Source organism: Gilliamella sp. B3172, from assembly GCF_026536465.1.
GTDB lineage: Bacteria > Pseudomonadota > Gammaproteobacteria > Enterobacterales > Orbaceae > Gilliamella.
The window spans coordinates 390,959-413,343 of sequence record NZ_JAFNOA010000001.1 but is presented as its reverse complement, the minus strand read 5'-3'; the positions used below and the strand labels follow the sequence as shown (position 1 = coordinate 413,343).

Annotated in this window: 17 protein-coding genes and 5 tRNA genes; 6 read left to right on the top strand and 16 right to left on the bottom strand. The window is 36.2% G+C overall.

Annotation, left to right across the window (positions count from 1 at the left end; all coding sequences use genetic code 11):
* Positions 1-99: 99 nt before the first annotated feature.
* Together J3U37_RS01835 and idnR are read left to right on the top strand one after the other, a co-directional pair.
* Positions 100-1,353: an MFS transporter gene (locus J3U37_RS01835; protein ID WP_267373061.1), complete on the top strand. Its 1,254-nt coding sequence runs from the start codon at positions 100-102 to the stop codon at positions 1,351-1,353.
* Positions 1,354-1,649: 296 nt separating this feature from the next.
* A complete protein-coding gene (idnR, locus tag J3U37_RS01830; RefSeq protein ID WP_220217845.1) occupies positions 1,650-2,642 on the top strand; it encodes a DNA-binding transcriptional regulator IdnR in 993 nt (330 codons plus the stop codon).
* 95 nt (positions 2,643-2,737) lie between these two features.
* On the opposite strand, the gene era is transcribed toward idnR, so the two are convergent.
* From era to J3U37_RS01790, 8 genes are all read right to left on the bottom strand, one after another.
* On the bottom strand, positions 2,738-3,643 hold the full coding sequence (gene era, locus J3U37_RS01825; protein ID WP_220217846.1) for a GTPase Era: 906 nt from the start codon (positions 3,641-3,643) through the stop codon (positions 2,738-2,740).
* Positions 3,640-4,314: a ribonuclease III gene (rnc, locus tag J3U37_RS01820; RefSeq protein ID WP_220217847.1), complete on the bottom strand. Its 675-nt coding sequence runs from the start codon at positions 4,312-4,314 to the stop codon at positions 3,640-3,642. Before rnc ends, era begins: the two co-directional genes overlap by 4 nt.
* An 11-nt stretch (positions 4,315-4,325) precedes the next feature.
* Positions 4,326-5,327 (bottom strand): signal peptidase I, encoded by a 1,002-nt coding sequence (gene lepB, locus J3U37_RS01815; protein WP_267329764.1) that lies wholly within the window; start codon positions 5,325-5,327, stop codon positions 4,326-4,328.
* Positions 5,328-5,347: 20 nt separating this feature from the next.
* Positions 5,348-7,144: a translation elongation factor 4 gene (lepA, locus tag J3U37_RS01810; RefSeq protein WP_220217849.1), complete on the bottom strand. Its 1,797-nt coding sequence runs from the start codon at positions 7,142-7,144 to the stop codon at positions 5,348-5,350.
* Between the two features lie 134 nt (positions 7,145-7,278).
* The gene (locus J3U37_RS01805) at positions 7,279-8,280 is read right to left on the bottom strand and encodes a MucB/RseB C-terminal domain-containing protein (protein WP_267373060.1); all 1,002 of its coding nucleotides are present in this window, start codon (positions 8,278-8,280) and stop codon (positions 7,279-7,281) included.
* Positions 8,281-8,286: 6 nt separating this feature from the next.
* On the bottom strand, positions 8,287-8,847 hold the full coding sequence (locus tag J3U37_RS01800; RefSeq protein WP_267373059.1) for an RseA family anti-sigma factor: 561 nt from the start codon (positions 8,845-8,847) through the stop codon (positions 8,287-8,289).
* 42 nt (positions 8,848-8,889) lie between these two features.
* Positions 8,890-9,465, bottom strand: a complete 576-nt coding sequence (gene rpoE / locus J3U37_RS01795) for an RNA polymerase sigma factor RpoE (RefSeq protein WP_220217852.1) — start codon at positions 9,463-9,465, stop codon at positions 8,890-8,892.
* 206 nt (positions 9,466-9,671) lie between these two features.
* A complete protein-coding gene (locus J3U37_RS01790; RefSeq protein WP_267373058.1) occupies positions 9,672-12,143 on the bottom strand; it encodes a class I adenylate cyclase in 2,472 nt (823 codons plus the stop codon).
* A 110-nt stretch (positions 12,144-12,253) separates the two neighbouring features.
* Between J3U37_RS01790 and J3U37_RS01785 the strand changes: the two genes are divergently transcribed.
* Together J3U37_RS01785 and J3U37_RS01780 are read left to right on the top strand one after the other, a co-directional pair.
* Positions 12,254-12,871: an NUDIX hydrolase gene (locus tag J3U37_RS01785; protein WP_267373057.1), complete on the top strand. Its 618-nt coding sequence runs from the start codon at positions 12,254-12,256 to the stop codon at positions 12,869-12,871.
* 317 nt (positions 12,872-13,188) lie between these two features.
* Positions 13,189-13,989, top strand: a complete 801-nt coding sequence (locus J3U37_RS01780; protein ID WP_267329760.1) for a YdgH/BhsA/McbA-like domain containing protein — start codon at positions 13,189-13,191, stop codon at positions 13,987-13,989.
* Positions 13,990-14,335: 346 nt separating this feature from the next.
* On the opposite strand, the gene J3U37_RS01775 is transcribed toward J3U37_RS01780, so the two are convergent.
* The 7 genes from J3U37_RS01775 to J3U37_RS01745 all read right to left on the bottom strand — a co-directional run bounded on the left by J3U37_RS01775 (position 14,336) and on the right by J3U37_RS01745 (position 16,719).
* A tRNA-Gln gene (locus tag J3U37_RS01775) sits at positions 14,336-14,410 on the bottom strand.
* Positions 14,411-14,432: 22 nt separating this feature from the next.
* Positions 14,433-14,517, bottom strand: a tRNA-Leu gene (locus tag J3U37_RS01770).
* A 75-nt stretch (positions 14,518-14,592) separates the two neighbouring features.
* A tRNA-Gln gene (locus tag J3U37_RS01765) sits at positions 14,593-14,667 on the bottom strand.
* Positions 14,668-14,692: 25 nt separating this feature from the next.
* A tRNA-Leu gene (locus tag J3U37_RS01760) sits at positions 14,693-14,777 on the bottom strand.
* A 35-nt stretch (positions 14,778-14,812) separates the two neighbouring features.
* Positions 14,813-14,889 (bottom strand) — tRNA-Met (locus tag J3U37_RS01755).
* A gap of 117 nt (positions 14,890-15,006) precedes the next feature.
* The gene (locus tag J3U37_RS01750; protein WP_267373056.1) at positions 15,007-16,104 is read right to left on the bottom strand and encodes a hypothetical protein; all 1,098 of its coding nucleotides are present in this window, start codon (positions 16,102-16,104) and stop codon (positions 15,007-15,009) included.
* On the bottom strand, positions 16,105-16,719 hold the full coding sequence (locus tag J3U37_RS01745; protein ID WP_267373055.1) for a TIGR04211 family SH3 domain-containing protein: 615 nt from the start codon (positions 16,717-16,719) through the stop codon (positions 16,105-16,107). It abuts the gene before it with no gap.
* A 227-nt stretch (positions 16,720-16,946) separates the two neighbouring features.
* On the opposite strand from J3U37_RS01745, the gene J3U37_RS01740 reads away from it, so the two are divergent.
* Both J3U37_RS01740 and galR read left to right on the top strand, forming a co-directional pair.
* Entirely contained in the window at positions 16,947-19,064 is a 2,118-nt protein-coding gene (locus J3U37_RS01740; RefSeq protein ID WP_267373054.1) for an alpha-galactosidase, read from the top strand.
* A 350-nt stretch (positions 19,065-19,414) separates the two neighbouring features.
* Positions 19,415-20,422 (top strand): HTH-type transcriptional regulator GalR, encoded by a 1,008-nt coding sequence (galR, locus tag J3U37_RS01735; RefSeq protein ID WP_267373053.1) that lies wholly within the window; start codon positions 19,415-19,417, stop codon positions 20,420-20,422.
* A gap of 110 nt (positions 20,423-20,532) precedes the next feature.
* Here galR and J3U37_RS01730 read toward each other — a convergent pair whose 3' ends face one another.
* Entirely contained in the window at positions 20,533-22,254 is a 1,722-nt protein-coding gene (locus tag J3U37_RS01730) for a carbohydrate porin (protein WP_267373052.1), read from the bottom strand.
* Between the last annotated feature and the right edge of the window lie 131 nt (positions 22,255-22,385).

The following is a 22,385-nucleotide window of genomic DNA, read 5'->3' as shown; positions in this document are numbered from 1 at the left end:
TGTTTGACGGTAATGTCATTTGATTCATCGTTAAAACGGTTAAATGGCTAAATACATTACCTCTTTAATATTTACTAAAATTTCGTAATGAGAATACATATGAATACCACAAATAAACTTGCGCCTTCTCGTTGGTGGCGTTTGATCCCGATCATTTTTATCACTTATAGTTTAGCCTATTTGGATCGGGCAAATTATGGCTTTGCAGCCGCTGCAGGGATCAATGATGATCTGGGAATAACTAAAGGGACTTCATCATTAATTGGAGCTTTATTCTTTTTAGGCTACTTTTTTTTTCAAGTCCCCGGATCGATTTATGCAGTAAAGAAAAGTGTAAGAAAACTTATTTTTGTTTGTTTAATTTTATGGGGACTGTGCGCCGCTTTAACCGGAATGGTAAGCAATATTGCCTCACTCATGATCATTCGGTTTGTTTTGGGCGTTGTAGAAGCCGCTGTGATGCCATCGATGCTTATTTATATTAGTACATGGTTTACCAAAGCAGAACGTTCTAAAGCCAACACCTTTTTAGTTTTAGGTAATCCGGTCACCGTGTTATGGATGTCCATTGTCTCAGCTCACCTGATCGACCTTTATGGTTGGCGTGAGATGTTTATTATCGAGGGTTTGCCTGCCGTATTATGGGCTTTTATCTGGTGGGTTTTAGTAAGAGATAATCCTTCAGAAGTAACTTGGCTGACCGCGAAAGAAAAAGCTGATTTCAAAGCTGTGATGGATAAAGAACAACAAAATATTAAACCTATGCGCAATTATGGCGAGGCTTTTCGTTCAGCCAATGTTATCAAACTTTGTGCAGTACATGCCTTGTGGAGTATAGGTGTTTATGGTTTTATGATGTGGATGCCTTCAATTATAAAATCGGCAGGTAATGTTGATATTGTTTCAGTAGGTTGGTTTGCCGCTATTCCTTACTTTGTTGCGATAGCAATGATGATAATTGTCTCTTTTTTCTCAGATAAACTTCAAAACCGCAAATTATTTGTTTGGCCATTATTATTGATTGCCACAATTGCCTTTTTTACTTCCTATGTACTTGGCTCAGAACATTTTTGGATCTGCTTTATCTTATTATCTATTGCCGCAGGTTGTATGTATGCCCCATACGGACCATTTTTCGCATTAATTCCGGAGCTTTTGCCTGCTAATGTCTCCGGCGTTTCAATCGGTTTGATAAACAGTTTTGGCGCACTAGGGGCATTTATTGGAGCTTGGTTAGTGGGTGTAATCAATGCAGTTACCGGTAGTGCGGGAGCTTCTTATATTTTTATGGGTATGGCTTTAGTGTTATCTGTAATACTCATGGCTAGCGTAAAAGCGCCTAAAAACAAATAGTGACTATTTTGACATAAGAAGGTAAAGGTTATTGTTTTTACTTTTAGATAAAAGTTAAAGCCGGCTGGGCAGATGATGAGCGAGCTTTACCAAGTTTAGGTTATAGTGATGACGAATCACAAACACTATCTAACTTACTATCAGGCATAAATAATGCCTGATTATTTTATAAATTAGCCTACCAAATCAACATTTTTCAATCTGACTTAAAACAACTAATGTTATTGATTTTCTTCTTTTACTGGTAAAATGCTTCAATCCTAACTAAATTCTTTTCTTACATTACATCATAAAGTATGAAAGATAAACGCATTAGTTTACAAGATATCGCTGATTTAACGGGCGTAACTAAAATGACGGTGAGCCGCTATTTTAGAAATCCAGATCAGGTTTCCGATAAAAATAAGCAAAAAATTGCCCAAGTTTTAAAAGATATTCATTATATTCCAAATCTAGCACCACAAATTATGTTAGGCTCTCGTAGTCATTGCATAGGCATTGTTATTCCTTCATTTAAAAATCAAATCTTTTTAGAGGTACTGGCTGGTATAGAATCGATCGCCTCAGCCAATAATTATCAAACTATTATTACCAACTATAATTATGATAAACAGCTTGAAGAAGAAAAGATCATCAATTTACTATCTTATAATATTGATGCCTTAGTACTAATGGAAAAAGCGCATACCGATACGACATTCGAATATTTAAAAGCAGCCAATATACCGGTAATTGAATTAATGGATATCAGCAAAGATTACTTTGATATTCAAGTGGGTTTTGATAATGAGCAAGCTGCATTTGATATGACAAGGGAGATGATTGCATCGGGTAAAAAAAATATTATCTATTTCAATTCGGTTGACAATGCTCGTGATACGCAACGTTATCAAGGTTATCAACGAGCAATGAAACAGTCAGGATTGAAACCTCACCAAATTGTGCCGGATCAAATCTCATCGATTGATTTAGGTAAAAGCTTATTTTATCAAGCGGTACAACTCTACCCTGATATGGACGGTGTTTTATGTACTAATGATGATATCGCTGTAGGGGTGCTGTTAGAGTGCCAAAATTATAGCATTCCTGTTCCGGCACAAATCGCCATTGCCGGGTTTCATGGTTTAGAGGTTGGACGAGCTAATAGTCAAAAAGTCGCAACGGTTATCACACCACGTTTTGAAATGGGTAAAGTAGCCATAGAGCTGTTACTTCAAAAATTAGATGGAAAGCAAGTTAAAACCAGTGTTAATTTAGGCTATAAAATCGATAAAGGGCAAACAATTTAATATTAAATCAAGTCAGGGATGTTGATTTGGCAGGCTAATTTATAAAATAATCGGGCATTATTGATGCCCGATTATAAGTTGAAAAGGATTTGTGATTAGTCATCACTATAACCTAAACTTCGTAAAGCTCGCTCATCATCTGCCCAGCCGGCTTTAACTTTTACCCAAAGCTCTAAATGAACTTTGTTATCAAAAAATGATTGCATATCTTTACGCGCTTCAATGCCGATTTTTTTAATTTTTTCACCTTTGTTGCCGATAACCATTTTCTTTTGGCCGTCTCGTTCAACTAAAATTAATCCATTGATGCGATACATTCCATTACGTTCATCAACTTTGAATTGTTCAATTTCAACAGTCACTGAATAAGGTAGCTCATCGCCTAAAAAGCGCATGAGTTTTTCACGAATGATTTCTGATGCCATAAAACGTTGTGAGCGATCAGTAATATAATCTTCCGGGAAATGGTGCTCCCCTTCCGGTAAATGTTTTTTGACAATATCTTTAATAATGTCAACACCTTCACCTTTTTCGGCGCTAATAGGTATCACATCAAGAAAGTTAACTTTTTGGCTGATTGCTTCAATATGCGGTAAAAGCTGAGTTTTATCGGCGACATTATCGATTTTATTAATGACCAATAATACCGGAGCTTTACAACCTTTAAGCTTATTGGCAACCATTTCATCATCGTCAGTCCAGTGTGTACCTTCAACAACAAAGATAACTAATTCAACATCACCAATCGAGCTACTAGCAGCACGATTCATTAAGCGGTTAATTGCTCTTTTTTCCTCGATATGTAAACCCGGCGTATCAATATAGATGATTTGATCATCTCCTTGAGTATCAATACCAACGATGCGATGACGTGTGGTTTGGGCTTTGCGTGATGTAATTGAGACTTTTTGGCCAAGTAATTGGTTTAAAAGTGTTGATTTGCCTACATTTGGTCGGCCAACAATGGCAACAAATCCACAATGTTGTATTGTATTTGTCATTTTATACCTAATTGATCTAATGCTTCTTGAGCTGCGGCCTGCTCCGCCTTACGACGGCTTAAGCCACGCCCTAAATATTGATGATCATCGTTTTCAATTTTACATTGTATTAAAAACTCTTGTTCATGATTATCGCCTGTCACTTCGAGAATTAAGTAACAAGGTCTCTCATGGCGAATCCCCTGTAAATGCTCTTGTAAACGTGTTTTAGCATCTTTTTGTCTGATACCGGGTTTAATCTCGTTTAAGCGAGATTGATACCAGGATAAAATTAACTGGCGGATAGTTTCAATATCACTATCTAAGTAGATAGCGCCAATAATTGCCTCTACCGCATCGGAAATGATCGATTCACGGCGGTATCCACCACTTTTCAGTTCACCTTGACCTAAAATGAGATAATCGCCTAATTTAAAATCTTTGCCGATTTCAGCTAACGTTTGGCCACAAACTAAACTCGCTCGCATTTGACTTAAATCACCTTCATCTTGTTGTATAAAGCGGTGATAAAGTTCGTCGGCAATGACAAAACTCAGGATAGAATCCCCTAGGAATTCTAAACGCTCATTATGTAACTTATTAGCACTTCGATGAGTAAGTGCTAATTCAAGATAGGATAAGTTTTTAAATTGATAACCAATTGATTGTTGTATTTGACTTAATTTTTTCATAACTATGATAATTAATGTATTCCACCAATACGGCTGAATCGAATACCTGTCGGCCATTCATCTGGTTGTTTTTCAAAACTGACCCAAATTGCAGTTGCCCGCCCTACAAAGTTTCCTTCCGGAACAAAACCGAAATAACGGCTATCACCGCTATTATCACGATTATCACCCATCATAAAATAGTGTCCTTTAGGAACAACCCAAGTCGCTTCAGGCTGACCATTTTGATGATAAAAATAGCGAGGATCTTCTTCAATACCTTGAGTAGTTAAAATATCGTGAGGCTTATCACCCAAAGTCTCTTGCTGTATATTAACATCGAGTACCATTGTCGTTGTCGAATCAACAATACCCTTATTGGCAAACTGTTCTAATGTGTAAAAAATAGGGCTTGATATACCTTTTTGATGCACTTCTTTCCAGTTACTTGGTTTTAGCTCAGTATAGTGCAGATTAAGTGGTTCAGCTTGATGCCCGACACAATGAGTATCACTGGTTTGACAGGCCGGATAAATCAAGATTTTCTTCTCTTTAATCAGATAAACAATTTTATCGCCCGGCATACCAACAACTCGTTTAATAAGATCCATTTGTGGAATACTAGGATGTTTAAATACCGCAACATCACCACGTTTTGGATGACCTGTTGGTATGATTACTGTATTGGTGATTGGATCTTTCAAACCATATGAGTATTTTTGCACCGCAATAAAATCACCTACTAATAGTGTTTGCATCATAGATCCAGACGGAATTTGAAAAGGTTCAAATAAAAATGAACGAATTACAAATACCACAAATAAAACCGGGAAAAACGATGCCAAGCTTTCTATCCAGCCTTTTGGTTTACCTACTTCAGCAAGAATTTTTCCGTCAATATCACCGTTGTGCTGTTGGCGAACTTCTTCAACTTTACGTTGTCTCGCTGGTTTCCATTTAAATTTTTCCAGAAACCAAAAGATGCCGGTAATTAATGTCGCTAATGTCAATATGATGGCAAATGATCCAGCCATTTTGTTTCCTCTTTAACTGATTAATCTTTTCCTACATGCAAAATAGCTAAAAAGGCCTCTTGAGGTAACTCAACATTACCGACTTGTTTCATGCGCTTTTTACCTTCTTTTTGCTTCTGTAAAAGTTTCTTCTTACGACTAACGTCACCACCATAACATTTGGCTAACACGTTTTTGCGTAGTTGTTTTACGGTTGAACGTGCAATTATATGATTTCCAATAGCCGCCTGAATTGCGATGTCAAATTGTTGACGTGGAATAAGATCTTTCATTTTTTCAACGAGTTCACGTCCACGATAAGGTGCATTATCTTTATGCGTAATTAAAGCTAGTGCATCAACACGCTCACCATTAATGAGAACATCTAATCTGACCATGTCAGCATCCTGGAAGCGCTTAAAGCTATAATCTAATGAGGCATAACCTCTTGAAGTTGATTTTAACTTATCAAAGAAATCCAGCACAACTTCAGTCATTGGAATTTCATAGGTTAAGGCAACTTGATTACCATGATAAACCATATTGGTCTGAACACCGCGTTTTTCAACACATAAAGTAATCACGTTACCCAAATAAGTTTGGGGAACTAAAATATTACACTCTGCAATCGGTTCACGCAATTCTTGAATATTATTTACCGCAGGAAGTTTTGCCGGACTGTCGACATAAATAACTTCGTTCGAGGTTGTTAATACTTCATAAACAACCGTAGGCGCAGTTGTAATAAGGTCAAGATTATATTCACGTTCTAAACGTTCTTGAATGATTTCCATGTGTAATAATCCAAGAAAACCACAACGGAAACCAAATCCTAATGCCCCTGAGTTTTCTGGTTCATAAAACAGTGAGGCATCATTTAAACTCAATTTACCTAAGGCATCACGGAAAGCTTCATAATCATCAGAACTGGTTGGGAATAAACCCGCGTAAACTTGTGGTTTAACCTTTTTAAAACCCGGTAATGGTTTTTCCGCAGGCGCTTTTGCAGAGGTTAATGTATCACCAACCGGTGCACCTAAAATATCTTTAATCGCACACACTACCCAGCCAACTTCACCACAATGTAAACATGTTTTATCAACTTGTTTAGGCGTGAAAATACCTAACCTGTCGACATTATAAGTCATGCCGGTACTCATCACTTTGATCTTGTCGCCTTTATGTAATTCGCCATTTTTAATACGAATTAAAGACACAACACCTAGATAGTTATCGAACCATGAATCAATAATTAACGCTTGTAATGGCGCATTTGAATCACCTTCAGGCGCTGGTATGTCATTAACAAGCTGCTCTAGCACATCAACAACCCCAACCCCTGTTTTAGCAGAACATCTTACCGCATTACTTGCATCAATGCCGACAATGTCTTCGATCTCTTCGGCAACACGCTCTGGCTCCGCAGCTGGCAAGTCAATTTTGTTAAGAACTGGAACAACTTCAAGATCCATATCTAACGCAGTGTAACAATTGGCTAACGTTTGCGCTTCGACACCTTGTCCGGCATCAACAACCAATAAAGCACCTTCACAAGCAGCTAGCGAACGAGATACCTCGTAAGAAAAGTCAACATGTCCTGGTGTATCGATAAAATTAAGCTGATATGTTTCACCATTTTTAGCATGGTAATCTAATGTAACACTCTGTGCTTTAATTGTGATACCACGTTCACGTTCGAGATCCATTGAGTCAAGAACTTGTGCTTCCATTTCACGATCTGAAAGCCCGCCACAAATTTGGATAATTCGATCAGAAAGTGTAGATTTGCCATGGTCAATATGAGCAATAATTGAAAAATTGCGGATATTTTTATTCATATCAATAAGTTATAATTTGTGTTTTAGTTATATACTGTTAACCATCTGAAATGTTAATGCTTAAAATAACAATTTAGATAATCACGAAAATAGAAAATGGACATTTTACACTTTAATAGTCACTAAGCATAGTGTTATCGAGATGTTTCCTTTGGTTTCTCAACAATATTTTGTGCAATTCGTTCAACTGTATTTTGGGGAAGATTGCCGATAATAATAATGTTTTTATTACCTACATTGGTTGAAAAAATAGTCCGTCCACCTTGTTGGATAAGTTGATTAAGTTGGCTGGCTTGTTCTGACGAGACATTGACAGTAAAGGAAAACACACCATCAGAAAACAACTTAGTGGCGATATCGGAATTATAAAAATTGACACTGTAAGCTGCAACTTCTTTAAATCCTTTTGGCAACCAAGCTAAACGCCATGCATCAAGCACGTGATTCTGTGTTTCAATCGATAATAAAATTGGATAAGTATGACCTTCAATATATTTTTTAAAGGCTTTTTGATCGAAGTTTTCATCCCAATCAATTACCTTAAATTGATTAATAATTTCACTATCAAGATCAAGCAGATCAATTCGAATAGGTAAAAAGTTTTCGTCATCGATCCAAATAACATAACTGTAACGATCTTTATCTTTGGCGATCATTTTCACCAATTGAGCACTTCTGTTTGCCGTTCGGGTTTTTCCTAATAAGATAAAATCATAAGTGCTTACTAGTTCATCAAAATTATTATAAATGACATCAGGAAAAGCTTCAGTTATACGAGGGCTATTGATTGAAAACGAAGCGCTATCAGGTTGAAAATAACTCGTGATATTGTTGTGTAATATGATCTCTTTTGCAGGACCTTCAAGATAGAGCAAATGAGCGTTAACATCCTCTTTTTTTGATGCACCTAAATGGGTGTATTGGAAGGTATTAACATAATCATCTCTATCTTGCGAAAGGAAATGAATTTGATAGCTACGGGTTTGAACCGCATCACTCATTTTATTTAATAGTTTTAAAGCTTGCTCAGTTTGGGTGGCAAATGATGAAAACGAGCACAACATAAAAAACAGAGTAATAATACAATTTTTACTCTGTTTAGAGATTAAATTTATGATATCAATTATCAGTTTCATTATAATTTATTGGGCATTTAACCTTTTTTGTAATTCATAATCTTGAACTAATAACCTAATTTTATCATATTGCCTTTTATCAAGTAACTGTTGATCATTTTGCTGTTTAATGCCACCTACTGGCGCAACATTTACTCCCATAGGCACAGTATTTAATAGAGGAATGCCATTAGTATCATCTGATTTACCCTGATGATACTGAACACCAGCAATAATTGCTAATGTGACACAAGCAGCTAAAGCTACTTGGCTTACTTTTCCCAGCAAATCTTTGGTACGAATCCAGAATAGATTTTCAGGTTTTGGTAATGACACTTCATGTTGATCAGGTTGCTCAGCTAAAGGCGTATATAAATCTTCATTCGCAATAGCTTGGGCAATTTGATCGGAAAGATCTAAAGTTAATGTACTACTGTGCAGTTCTCCACGCATTGCTTCTCTTACAATGTGATAGCGGTGCCAGCAAGATTGCAAACTTTCATCATTTGATACTGCATCAATGATACGATCATCTGAAAACTCACCATCCATGAGTGATGAAAGTTGCTGTTTCTGTTCTATTTGCATAGTAGATACCTTAAATTTATGACTACTTATAACGATTTTAGGTTAACCACTAATAAGTGGCTTTATTTTTTCATCAATAGCATCACGCGCTCTAAAAATACGTGATCTTACTGTTCCAACAGGTGTATCCATGATTTCGGCTATTTCCTCGTAACTTAATCCATCGATCTCACGTAGTGTGATAGCGGTTCTTAAATCATCAGGTAATGCCTCAATAGCTTCAAATACAACTTTTTCAACTTCTTTCGAAAGCACTAAACTTTCCGGATTATCAAAATCTCTTAACGAGTCTGCACCTTCATAAGTTTCTGCTTCACTTGCATCAATGTCCGAAGATGGTGGTCTTCGACCTTGAGAAACTAAATAATTTTTAGCTGTATTTACGGCTATTCGATACAACCAAGTATAAAAAATACTTTCACCTTTAAATAGACTTAACGAACGATAAGCCTTAATAAAAGTTTCTTGCACAACATCGGGAACTTCCGAAGGTAAAACATAACGAGAGACCAAATGAGCTAGCTTGTTTTGATAACGAACGACAAGCAAATTAAACGCATTTTTATCTCCGTTCAAAACACGATCAACTAAAACTTGGTCTGTTAATTGCTCCCCCATTTAAGGCCATTCCTCATTATGTTAATAACTAATTAGTTGGCCCAAAATTGTGCTCACTAACTGTTAGATTCTTAAAATTGAAAAAAGTTCCCATTATTTTAATAGAAATTTTATTTTTTTTACCAGAAAAACAGAATCTCCACTATTTTTATACTGAAACGTAGTATATTTCTGAAACTTCTTAACATGATCTTTTTAAAGATCTTTTAATTTAATAAAAGGATCTCTCGACAACCGTCATCATTATATATGATCTGATAAAATTGAGGTAAATTGAAATTTACCGAACTGCTAGTGGTAAAAGTAAAACGATCATCAGATAAAACGTAAAAATCATTAATCGCTTTTACCATGTTTTCTTTGGTACCATTACAATTACGATATATTTCAACTTGATTATGTTCATTGAGAATATAAAGGTCAAATCCTGTATCAGTATCTTCAAAAAAGAACTGAATAATCCCTACATATGCGACAGTATCTATCTCTTTTGGCAATTCATTAGTTTCATCGAGCATATTTAGAGGTCGTCCCTGAACTTTATTATTGGATACTGCACCATAAAAATCAATAGCGTTTTCAAATTGATGAAACGAAACCCCAAGCCGTTCAAAAAATAGATACCAAGATTGACCATCGATTCTAAGCGGTTTAACTTGCGTTAGGTTATTTTGAGTTGTTGTCAAACGCAAATCAATACACTCATCCATTAATTTTTTTACCTGCGTTTTAATTTCATCACTTAAAAATTTGCTATAACAAAAGATTTCGATTGAATCAGGTAAATCAGCATCTTTATGCATGCGATTAAGTAGCGCTTTAATTGCTTCAAGTACACACAGTGCACCATTAAAATGTAGTACCCGTATTTCATTCCATGAATTTCGATATAATAAATCAATCGAACCAATCAAGCTTAATTCTTCGGTGCCATAATTTAACACATTTGTGCCGATCTCATTTTCAAATGCAAGATTTGAAGTTGGATCATTTTCAAGATTTAACATAATGGCTAAATGGCGGATTTCACAAGGCCCGTAAAGCTGCTCTTCGGTTGCTGCCGGCACATCAATTGGAAAATAAGCTTTTAGATCTGCAATTAATTGGGTAATTTTTCCATTATCTCGCTCATCACCGTCGTAATAATAAAACTCAGTCGAGTCAGAGATTAAACCATTGAAATAGCACCAGCCGACAAGCTTAACTAAATACTTGCTATACTCTAAATATTGATGCCCAATAATCGATTCTAAAACAGGCTGTTGCTTAAAAATATACCAACCCGCTCGATTTATTCTATCTTCTTTAACATGAATAAAGGTTAAAACATTTTCTTGCAAATTATCAGAAATATTGAGTTTTAACGCTGTAATTTTACCCGGCAATACCTCAAATGATGCATACAGTTTGCGAGTAAGTATGGCCAAATCTTGCGGGCTTATGCGTGAATCTAAATTATTTCGACGACCAAAATTGAGTAAGTTACGATACCCTGTCATCATTGTGTGTAAAAGCACTTCATGGACTTCACGCACTTGCTCGATTTTCCACGATTGATAAGCATCTAATTTAGCAATAAGCGGTTTTCCCCAGCCCCATTGTTTGACTAAATCATCGAGCACTTTTCGCCGCCAAGATGCCGTTTGCGTTAGAACGGATAAACTTTCATTCACTTTTAAATAAAAGCACTGTCTTACTAGTTCCAATCGTTCGAAATCTTTCAGTTCAATCAAATAATCAGAGATCCTTTCTAACAGCAATAAGTAAGAATCTAAGTAATTCCCTTTATGGGTTTGAGACTGTTGTATACACTCTCGCATTTGAAAGGCAATAGGTCTATTTTCGGGATAAATCCAAGAATAGGCTTCAAGTAATAACGTTTTCAACACCGCTTTGAACGGCGAATCAATACTTTTATAAAGTTGCCATAAGCTAGCACCAAAATACTCTTCGGCTGATAATCCGGTTAATGGTCCAAAATCAATCCACTCTTCACGTTGAATAATTTTAGAATCAATTAAGCCTTGCACGCAGGCTTCATAAGTTGGGTATTTTGTATCATTGATCGTAAAATTAGCAGGAACAGCAAACCATAATAAAAATTTACCCGCAAGCAAATTGGCAGAGCGGTAAAACTCTTCAAGCAGTAATATATGTTGTGCTGATCCACAATTTTCACCCATTAAACATTCATGATGCTTATTAATAAAACGATCAACATCAACCACAAAGAGTGTCAATTTCACATCAAGTTCTTGAGCCCATTGCTCTATCAAACGACATTTTTGGATTAAAACTTGCTTTCTTTTTTCAGATAAATTATTTTCTACACAAACCCAAATATCGAGATCAGATGTAACTGATTGACCTATTGAGCAAGTACTGCCCATTGAATATAAAGCCGATATGTCAGAGCGTGGATTTATTTCAGTTGCAGTAAAATTGAAATCAACTTCAAGTTGCTCAGCCGTCTTATCAGGAATTTGATAGTAAGTAATGCCGGACGGTACTTCTTGATTAATGTAGCCGGGTAAATTTGGATGATGATAATGAAAAAGAGCCGGTAGTAAAGAAAATACTCGTTGGAATTCCACCGACATACCACTTCGTGCTCGTTCGTGTTTCAGTAAAGCAAGATCTTTAAGTTCTTTTTTTATGTTTTTAATATAGTATTGCATAGCATTATTCAGGTGAAACACATTTACTACTAACGAACAACTTCAATCTAATATTTGCCTATTATAACGTAAAAACAATGTAAAATTAAAAATAAAACAAAATAAATATTATGATCTCAATCGAAAAAATAGCTCACATTTTAAAAAACACCAATTTTCAAAAAGAAATCAATCATAAAGCAGCAATATTGATTCCAATTGTTGAGATCGATGATCAATTACAATTGCTGTTTCAAATTCGATCCAAAACGCTAAAATGGCAGCCGGGCGATATCTGTTTTCCGGGTGGAAAAGTGGAAAAAAACGACTTAACACCCCAAGATACCGCAATTAGAGAAACCAATGAAGAGCTCGGCATTAGTACCAATCAGATCACAATTTTAGGTCAATTACCAAAATTTATAGCCAGTTTAGGAATGGTTATCTATCCCTTTGTTGGTAAAATCGATTCTATAAATAATTTACAGCTCAATACAGATGAAGTTGAAGATATTTTCACTGTACCTATTCAATGGTTTATTAATAATTCCCCGAAACAAGCAACCATGTTAGTCGGTCATAAGCCGGCTAATGATTTTCCTTTTGACTTATTACCTAATCGATCAACTGATTGGCAAAAAAGATCTGAACATCGAGTCTATTTTTATCAATTCCATAATCACGTTATTTGGGGATTAACTGCTCAGATCATCCAAAATTTTATTCAAACAATTAACACTAATCGATAAAATTTGGTTGATTATTAGACAGTATTTTTCCTTGAAAATCACTTAAATTATCTGTAATTTTTTTGCAATTTATGCGAAAAAACATTTTTTTAATATAAATATCTTGATTTTTAGCCTAATAATCATATATATATAATATAAGTTGTTTAACAATTCCCTCATGGACAACTTATTGTCTAACGCTTTTTATAAGTAGACAAAGACAAAATCCGAGAGTACTTAAAGTAAATCTCTCTCCTTTTTATGCCGTAATATCTGCCATTAAGTAAGCGTTAAAGATTGATTATAATTTTAACCTAAATATGAAGGATACTAACATGAAGCATCTTAATAAATCATCTATCGCTCTAGCCTTATTATTATCTTTACCTGTTGCAAATCTTTATGCCGCAGAGCCTTTAACTGAGCAACAAAGTGAAAACTTAATTCCATTAAAAGAAATTTCAGTGACAGGTTCTTATTTACAAGCACAAAACGCAGCTGATGACATTTCTAGAGCAGCTGATGAAGCAGGCGCAAAATATTATCATATCAAAGCGATCGAAAGCGCATCTGCTGGCGATTCATCTGATCGAGCCATTGTTTATGCCGACATCTATTTACAAAATGCCCCTATTGCCGTTAGTAAAGAGCCAATTACACATAATAATGTCGTAGTTTATTCTCGCTCTAAAGCCCTTTATTACCTTCCATTTGAAGTTGTCAAATTCAAAGGCAATTACAACAATACATCTGAAATTATGGATGAAGCAAGTAAGCTTGCAACTGAAAAAGGTGCTTACGCATTTTATGTAGATTCAATTTCAGCGGCGGATACCAAAAACCGTGCACAAGATGTTGATGTATTACTTTATAAAAAAGATGCACCAGTAAGAAACTTCATCGTAACTAAAGCAATTGCAGGTCAAGATGCTTACGAAATTAGCAGTGATGCATTTAAAACAATGCAACCTTATGAAACCATTACTTTCCATGGTGTCTTTAATAACACCAGTGAAATAAGCGCTGCTGCTCAAAAACATGCTATTGCTAACGGTGCCCATTTCTATTATGTCAAAGAAGTTTCAGCCAACCGCGCAGGAACTGCACAAACAGTATATTTAAATTTATATAAATAAGTTTAAATAAACAAACTCCACAAGCGACATCAATAAATATCGCTTGTGGACTTTTTTAACGCAATTTAGGTTTATCTATCAAATCCGCTCGTATATTCCTACTCACAAAGCTTCTTCATTAATTAACTTTCATCTGTCAGCCTATAAACTCAGTCCGATCATGCATCAAATCCAGATAAGTAATAATGAACTTATTCGATACCTAAGTTATTTGAACTATGCTTAGTTTGCCTAAAATTAGCGATATCCTATTCGGACCAATACAGAAATATAAAAAGAAGGTTGAGTAATAATTGTATATTGAGAGATTCAAAGCAGATTAGAAAATATTTGCATGTGGTAAAAATGGCTGGGGTACCAGGATTCGAACCTGGGCATGGCGGGATCAAAACCCGCTGCCTTACCGCTTGGCTATACCCCAATTATAATGGAGAAGAGATATCTGGTACGGGTAGTGAGATTTGAACTCGCACACCTTTCGGAACTAGAATCTGAATCTAGCGCGTCTACCAATTCCGCCATACCCGTAAAGGAATAACCAAGAATGTATAAAGCAAAGACAAAACAGATTAGCTAATAGATATCAAAATATGCAGATTGGAATGGCTGGGGTACCAGGATTCGAACCTGGGCGTGGCGGGATCAAAACCCGCTGCCTTACCGCTTGGCTATACCCCAATAAGGATAAACATTAAGATTAAAATGGTGCGGGTGAAGGGACTTGAACCCCCACGCCTCGCGGCGCCAGAACCTAAATCTGGTGCGTCTACCAATTTCGCCACACCCGCATTATATACTTTTAATAAAGTAAACTTAATCTTAATGGTGGCTACGACGGGATTCGAACCTGTGACCCCATCATTATGAGTGATGTGCTCTAACCAACTGAGCTACGTAGCCATTTCATTCGCAACGTCATAACCAACACTGCGAGGCGCATTATGCTTGTGTTAAGCCAAATCGTCAACCCTTTTTTTTAGATATTTTAAAAAAAAGTCGCAACTGATTAAGATGCAATCAAATCCAGTTTAATAACGCTTCAATTCGTCTTTTTTGTAACTCAACTTGAATAAACTTTCCTGCAAAGCCTTCTGCAATAATATCTTGCACATTGACACTACTAGCGATTTTATAAGCGTCTTTAAGATATCGAGCTTGAGTAAACTCCTTGCTGGTTGCATAAGCTTGGCCAGCAGCAATCAGTTGATTAAGATGCGCCGGATTTCGCCAAACATCAATACTATTGAATAAATCATTAAGTTGTTGCGCTGTCAGTTTGTCAGCACAAACGGCACGATTAATGTTTTGTTGCACCATAATAGCTGTCTTAGAAAAGTTATTTGGCGCTTTAATGTGTGAACATAATGCCTCAACAGATTGACGTGTTGGCATCTTGGCACATAACACAGCAAAACGCACCACAAGTTCGTCAGTAATTATAGCTGATTGTTTCAATGCCGCTAAATTCGCTTCAGAGAGTGTTAAAGGTGTAAACAAGATTGATAGCGCCCCACACTGTTTTAGAACTTCAAAATAGATTTGTGGATTTTGGGTCGCTAAAGCCTTTTCGGTCTCTTTCCAAACACGTTCGGGTGTGAGGGAATTAACCTCGCCCCCCTGCACCATCTCAACCATTAAATCTTTAGTCTCTTGAGCAATGGTAAAACCTAAATGAGCATAACGAGCAGCAAAACGAGCAACACGTAAGATACGCAAAGGATCTTCTCGAAAAGCGGGGGAAACATGGCGTAATAATTTATGATTGAGATCTTCAACACCATGGTAAGGATCAACTATATTGCCGTTTTCGTCCATTGCAATAGCATTAATGGTCAAATCCCGACGAATAAGATCTTGTTCTAGGGTAATTGTTTTATTGAAATCACAGATAAATCCGGTATAACCTTTACCGGATTTTCTTTCGGTGCGAGCTAAAGCATACTCTTCTTTTGTGACAGGATGTAAAAAGACAGGAAAGTCTTTACCCACTTGCTGGTAACCTAATGATAAAAGCTCATCGGGTGTTGCACCTACAACCACCCAATCACGATCCGTCACCGGTAGATTTAACAATCTATCCCGTACAGAGCCACCAACAAGATAGATTTTACTCATTTAGCGCATCCACCGATCTTTATTGCGTCGACGAGGAATAATATGAGGTAAAATAAGCCCCAAAATTAAACCGCCACCGGCAACAAGCCCACCATAAGTGAACCATGTGACAATCAGATCACGGCGCTTGTCATCAACTTGATTTAACATTGATTCAAGTTGACTTTCAAGCTGTTTTGATTTTGCTTCAAGTGCTTTATTTTTATTTTGCAACGTCTCAACTAATTCATCAGAAACTTGCAGTTTTTCAACATAGCTTTTAACCATATCTTGTTGATGTTTCTCTGCATTTTCGACTTTATCTTTATATTCAGCAAGTTGGGCTTCTAATTCAGGAAAACGCTCTTTATAACTAGGATTTTCGCTCAATTTTGCTGACTCGATCCAAGCAGAACCACCATTACGAGTCTGAATTCGTGTATATTTACCGTCAGCACTTTTTTCTAATTCAACAACTTTATCGCCAGCTTTAACCGAACCTGAGAAAGCATAATTAGAGCTCGGTCCTCGACGTAAATAAACATCCACATTGTCAGATACATATTTATCGACAGCATTGGCACTAAACACTAATGTTAAAAGCGAAGCAAAAGTAATAATATTCTGTTTTTTCATGATATTTCTGCTATTTATTCATAATTGTTACATAATAACATAAAAAATAGGCTTTTCGCATAACCATTTAGAATAATTATGAATAAATAGATAATAAGTTTTCACTTAAAAAATGAAACCGATTACATTTTATGAGATCTTAATCACAAAATTAACAATTAATAATACTATTTTAGTTCAATTTTCATTATCTTATACCCGTGATGTGATTAACTTTGGGAGAAGACATGAACTATCATCTTAGAAATAATAATATCGATATTATCTTACGCACTAAACCTTATGCAGAACTTTGTTATTTTGGTAAACGGTTACATGACATGTCACCGGATGCGATAGATATGTTTATACCTGCGGTGCCTAATGCGCGTATTGATGTTGACGTACCTTTTACGCTTAGCCCAGAAGAAGGCTTAGGTAATTTTAGTACTCCCGGGCTTGAAGGACATCGAAATGGTCAAGATTGGTCCCCTGTTTTTGTCACCAAAGAAGTTAAAACATCCGGTAATGACATCACCATAATCAGTGAGGATAATATTGCAAAACTCCGGTTAACTAGCAGATTAATTTTGGATGATAGCGGCGTTTTGCAGTGTCAAAATAGTCTGACTAATTTAGCAGATGAACCCTATCAAGTTAGCCGTCTATCAGTAACACTACCTATTCCGGAACGAGCGCAGGAGCTAATGGCATTTAGTGGGCGGTGGATTAAAGAGTTTTTCCCACATCGAACAAAAATAGAACATTGTGGATATTTACAGGAAAACCGTCGTGGGCGCACATCGCACGAATATTTTCCGGGAATGGTTGTAGGCGCAGAAGGATTTAAAGAACAGACTGGCGAAGTTTGGGGAATTCATTTGGGTTGGAGTGGTAATCACCGAATTCAAGTCGCCGTAAAAAGTAATGGTAAACGTTTTATTCAAGCAGAAGCTCTCTACTATTCAGGTGAGATATCTTTAGCTAAAGGAGAAACACTCAGCACGCCTTGGCTATATGCGACTTATAGCGATGAAGGCTTAAATAAAATGAGCCAAAATTTTCATCAATTTTTACGCCAAAATATCATTAAATTTGTACAAAATAAACCACGTCCGGTGCATCTTAATACTTGGGAAGGGATCTTTTTTGACCATAACCCGGATTATATTATGCAAATGGCAACCAAAGCAGCTCAAATGGGCGTGGAACGCTTTATTATTGACGACGGTTGGTTTGGTAAACGAGACGATGACTATCAAGCATTAGGTGATTGGTATTTAGATGAACGAAAATACCCAAATGGTTTAGAGCCTGTAATCAAACATGTGAAAGATCTCGGTATGGAATTTGGTATCTGGGTCGAACCGGAGATGATCAATAAAAATTCTGATCTTTATCGGGCTCATCCGGATTGGTTACTCGAGTTACGAGGTTACAATCAACCAGAAGGGCGACATCAATATTTACTCGATTTACAAAATCCAGCCGTTTTTGATTACCTATTGGAAAGATTGACTTGGTTGCTCAGTAGTTATGATATTGATTACATTAAATGGGATATGAATCGTGAAATCGTTCAAGCTGGTCATGAAGGCTACCCGGCAATTGTCGGACAAACAAAAGCACTTTATCGATTGATTGATATCTTACAACAAAAATTCCCTCATGTTGAAATTGAATCGTGTTCATCAGGTGGTGGGCGTATTGATTATGAGATTTTAAAACGAACTCAACGTTTCTGGACTTCAGACTCTAACGATGCCTTAGATCGACAAATTATTCAACGTGGTATGAGTTATTTCTTCCCTCCAGAGGTAATGGGGGCGCATATTGGTGGTGCATTATGCCATACAACTTTCCGTCAATTACACATGAATTTACGGGGCTTAACAGCGTTATTCGGACATATGGGCGTTGAACTAGACCCGGTTAAAGAGTCAGACGCTGAGCAACAAGGTTTTGCGCACTATATCAAATTACATAAACAACTTCGGCCATTACTGCATAATGGTAACAGCGTTCGTTTAGATGTGGACGATGCGCCAGCTATGCAAAGTTATGGGGTTGTCAGCCAAGACCAAAAACAAGCCGCTTTCATTGTCGCACAATTAGCACTACCAACTTATGCATTAAGTGGTAATTTACGTTTAACAGGTTTATTACCGGATAAACAATATCACATTGAAGTGTTAGATATGCCGGATAATATTGATCCAAAAATTAGTGGTCATGCAATGAAAGTATTACCAAAATGGATGGAGCAACAAACCATATTATCTGGAGATTGGTTAATGAATATCGGATTACCATTGCCAGTTCTAGATCCTGCTACGGCAATGCTGATAAAAGTAACAGCTAAATAATATGACTTAAAATCCATAACTTAGCATTTATGAAAAAAAGGGGAAAAGGTGAAAATATCCACGTCCCCTTTAATAACTTATTTTTACTGAAACGATTCAGGATTAGATAGGGTTTGGCAAACTTAACGTTTTGCCTTATCATGCATAGTGAAGTCACATATTTGGAGTAATATGTTTTACAAACAGAATCAACTTTAGGATGCAAGTAAAATGATTCAAGTGCAGGTTCCCCTTCCGCTTTACTAGCCCTTTTTGTTTTTAATCGTTGGTAGTCTACAAGCTCTATATTGACAAATAATATACATAAAAACATAATTTTATAAGAAGTAATTAAATAAAGGGTCTTTTTTATGGCGACAATAAAAGATGTTGCACAATTAGCTAAAGTATCTGTTGCAACAGTATCAAGAGTGATCAATAACGCAGACAATGTCAGTGATAAAACACGTGAAATTGTGAAAAAAGCCATGGAAAAATTAGACTATTATCCAGATGCTAATGCACGTGCATTATCCCAGCAAAATTCAAATACAATCGGTATTGTCGTTGCGGATGTCTCTGATCCTTTTTTTGGCGCTATGGTCACAACAATTGAGAAAGTGGCCAAACGAACAGGAAACTTTTTATTAATTGGTAATGGATATCACCAAGAAGAACAAGAATACAATGCTATCACACAGCTCATTGAACACCGATGCTCATCACTGGTTGTCCATGCTAAAGTTTTGCCAGATTCTAGATTAATAAAGTTAATGCAACAAGTGCCGGGCATGGTTTTAATTAACCGAATAGTTAAAGGTTTTGAAAAACGTTGTATCGCTCTTGATGATCGCTATGGGTCATATTTAGCGGTTAAACATTTGATCCAAAATGGTCATCGTCAAATTGGTTATTTATGTTCTAATCATGAAATATCTGACTCATCAGATCGATTACAAGGTTATAAAGAGGCATTAGCTGAACATAATATAAAAGTTGATGAAAATTTAATTACTTTTGCATCACCAAATGAAGTCGGTGGCGAGCAAGCAATGATGTCATTACTTGAACGCAATCGTCAGATTACCGCTATAGCTTGCTACAACGACTCCATGGCAGCTGGTGCAATGTCCGTACTTTATGACAACGATATTAAGATCCCTAACGAAGTTTCGATTATTGGTTTTGATGATTTATTACTGGCAAGGTACTTACATCCCAAATTAACCACTGTTCGCTATCCGTTACAAACTATGGCTGAGCAAGCTGCTGAACTTGCCTTGTTATTAGCTAAAGGCGAAGAGCCTCCGACTAATCTAGTTAATGTATTTGTACCAACATTAACCAAACGCTATTCAGTTAATTTTATACAAGAATAAGTTTAAATTTTCCTATTTCCTAAAATATAAATATCATCTGAACAATTTGAGCAAAGCAAATTAACCTTGTCATTGTTCAGATGAAATTTTTTTGATTTTAGCCGTAATGACTAAAACCAAACTTCAGTTTGAACACCAAAACTCAATTGATGATCTTTACCGTTAAAATCAAACTTACTTATATCATTTTGCAACGATTCAATATAAGAGACATAAAAACGGATATCCGGTCTGGAAGATAAAATACTTTTTCCAACTTTAAAAGAGTGATAAAGCGTTGTTTTATATCCTTCCTCTCGATAAGTGTTGTTACCCGCTTTATTCTTCTGTTTGAAATAACCAATCTCTACACCACTTTGATTATAATTATCCCAGATATAAGCAGGTCGAATTGCGGATTTGAAGCTGCTAAAATCGGTGTGCGGTAGGTTAAGATCATAAGAATAAACATCATTACCTGTGGTTAATGCTATTGCATGAGCAACAATAACATCATCACTTAAATAAGCCTCGCCTTCAGAGACTAAACGGTACGCTTTACCGCCCGTATGTGTACCAATATAGTCATTATCGGCATTAGCTGCAAACTCAGGGTTATTCGTATTAATATTAGCAAAATGCGAAGCAACCGAATTGGTAGCCGTTTGTAAAGTAAACTGATTAAACCCACCAAAGAATTGATTTTGGCGTAAAACTAAACTTGCTAACCAAGCATTTTTGACAGACACACTATCTTGAATTTTTGATTTATTCGGCGCTGAATAACGTGCATTAACACCGAGCGTTGCATCATTCCACAGCGGGATATCACGGTAACGAATCTCTATTTCATTCAAATCAACTTCTTCTTTTTTATATTGGGTTAATTCATTCCCCTCACTATCAGTTCCAATTACTTCTTTTTTGCCATTTCTAACATTCACATCCGCTCGAACTAATGCTAAATCAAGTGCGCCGACACCCACTTTGAGATTTTCGATACCGATACCACCACCGGCAGGGGTTTTTTGTGTTTTCCAGTCTAACATCTGGATTTCGTTATAAGGTAGAGAGTGTTTACCCACCCAAAGTTTTGCTTCAGGAAAGAAAGGGACAAATCCTGTAGTTTCCAAATAAATATCAGAAAACTGCATAATATTATCATCTTGAGTATTAAATAGCCCTGCTGCTTTATTCGTTGCCACATTTCCGTCAATCATAACAATGGCATCAACTCGCCTTGAATCTTGATCATACACTTTTTGCTTAAAGATAAGATCATACCAACCACCATACTCATTACCAAATCGACCTAATGCCCCTTCAGCATAGTTTTTAGGTTTTCCGTTTCTGGAAGTTGACCATCCACCACGAAAATAGCCGTTATAAGAAAAACCAATTTCTTCTTTAATATAATCTTTAAATTCGTCTAGAGTGAAAGTAGTTTTCACTGGTTGATCTACTTGTTGTGTAGCTTCGCCATTGTTACTTACAATAATAACTTGATTGTTATCAATAACCTGTTTGGGTGGGTTAACTGGCGTTTGTTGTTTGACAATCTCTGTTGATTGGCTATTTTTAAGGGCTTTTTTCTGATTGTTTATCACTACTTGTTGTTTTTGTAGATCGCTATTTAATTTTGCAATTTGTTTATTTGATGCTATTACTTGTTTTTTTAAATCATTAGACTCTTCACTAAGTGCTAATAATTTCTGCTCTAATACAGCAAGCCTTGCTTCTAACTCATCTTGAGTAGCAGCCATAGCATTTGGCAAATAACACAAACTAAGCAAAGTCACTAAAACGATTCGTTTAAGTTTTACTTTACATACTGTTTTTGTTGAATTTTTCATTTTTCCCTACTCATTTATTTTGCTGAACAATTAAAAGCCCCGTAAATTTGGGACAAAAAAAAACCTAAAGAACAGTTTTCGCTGTTCTTTAGGTTTTGCCCGATAATATATGCTCGGTAACAATCCAAATC

Coding starts and splice junctions, on each gene's coding strand:
- J3U37_RS01750 (WP_267373056.1), bottom strand. CDS start 16,104: ATGAGTAAAATCTATCTTGTTGGTGGCTCTGTACGGGATAGATTGTTA.
- J3U37_RS01780 (WP_267329760.1), top strand. CDS start 13,189: ATGAAGCATCTTAATAAATCATCTATCGCTCTAGCCTTATTATTATCT.
- J3U37_RS01740 (WP_267373054.1), top strand. CDS start 16,947: ATGAACTATCATCTTAGAAATAATAATATCGATATTATCTTACGCACT.
- era (WP_220217846.1), bottom strand. CDS start 3,643: ATGACAAATACAATACAACATTGTGGATTTGTTGCCATTGTTGGCCGA.
- J3U37_RS01800 (WP_267373059.1), bottom strand. CDS start 8,847: ATGCAAATAGAACAGAAACAGCAACTTTCATCACTCATGGATGGTGAG.
- J3U37_RS01790 (WP_267373058.1), bottom strand. CDS start 12,143: ATGCAATACTATATTAAAAACATAAAAAAAGAACTTAAAGATCTTGCT.
- J3U37_RS01785 (WP_267373057.1), top strand. CDS start 12,254: ATGATCTCAATCGAAAAAATAGCTCACATTTTAAAAAACACCAATTTT.
- J3U37_RS01805 (WP_267373060.1), bottom strand. CDS start 8,280: ATGAAACTGATAATTGATATCATAAATTTAATCTCTAAACAGAGTAAA.
- rnc (WP_220217847.1), bottom strand. CDS start 4,314: ATGAAAAAATTAAGTCAAATACAACAATCAATTGGTTATCAATTTAAA.
- idnR (WP_220217845.1), top strand. CDS start 1,650: ATGAAAGATAAACGCATTAGTTTACAAGATATCGCTGATTTAACGGGC.
- galR (WP_267373053.1), top strand. CDS start 19,415: ATGGCGACAATAAAAGATGTTGCACAATTAGCTAAAGTATCTGTTGCA.
- J3U37_RS01745 (WP_267373055.1), bottom strand. CDS start 16,719: ATGAAAAAACAGAATATTATTACTTTTGCTTCGCTTTTAACATTAGTG.
- J3U37_RS01730 (WP_267373052.1), bottom strand. CDS start 22,254: ATGAAAAATTCAACAAAAACAGTATGTAAAGTAAAACTTAAACGAATC.
- lepB (WP_267329764.1), bottom strand. CDS start 5,327: ATGGCTGGATCATTTGCCATCATATTGACATTAGCGACATTAATTACC.
- J3U37_RS01835 (WP_267373061.1), top strand. CDS start 100: ATGAATACCACAAATAAACTTGCGCCTTCTCGTTGGTGGCGTTTGATC.
- lepA (WP_220217849.1), bottom strand. CDS start 7,144: ATGAATAAAAATATCCGCAATTTTTCAATTATTGCTCATATTGACCAT.
- rpoE (WP_220217852.1), bottom strand. CDS start 9,465: ATGGGGGAGCAATTAACAGACCAAGTTTTAGTTGATCGTGTTTTGAAC.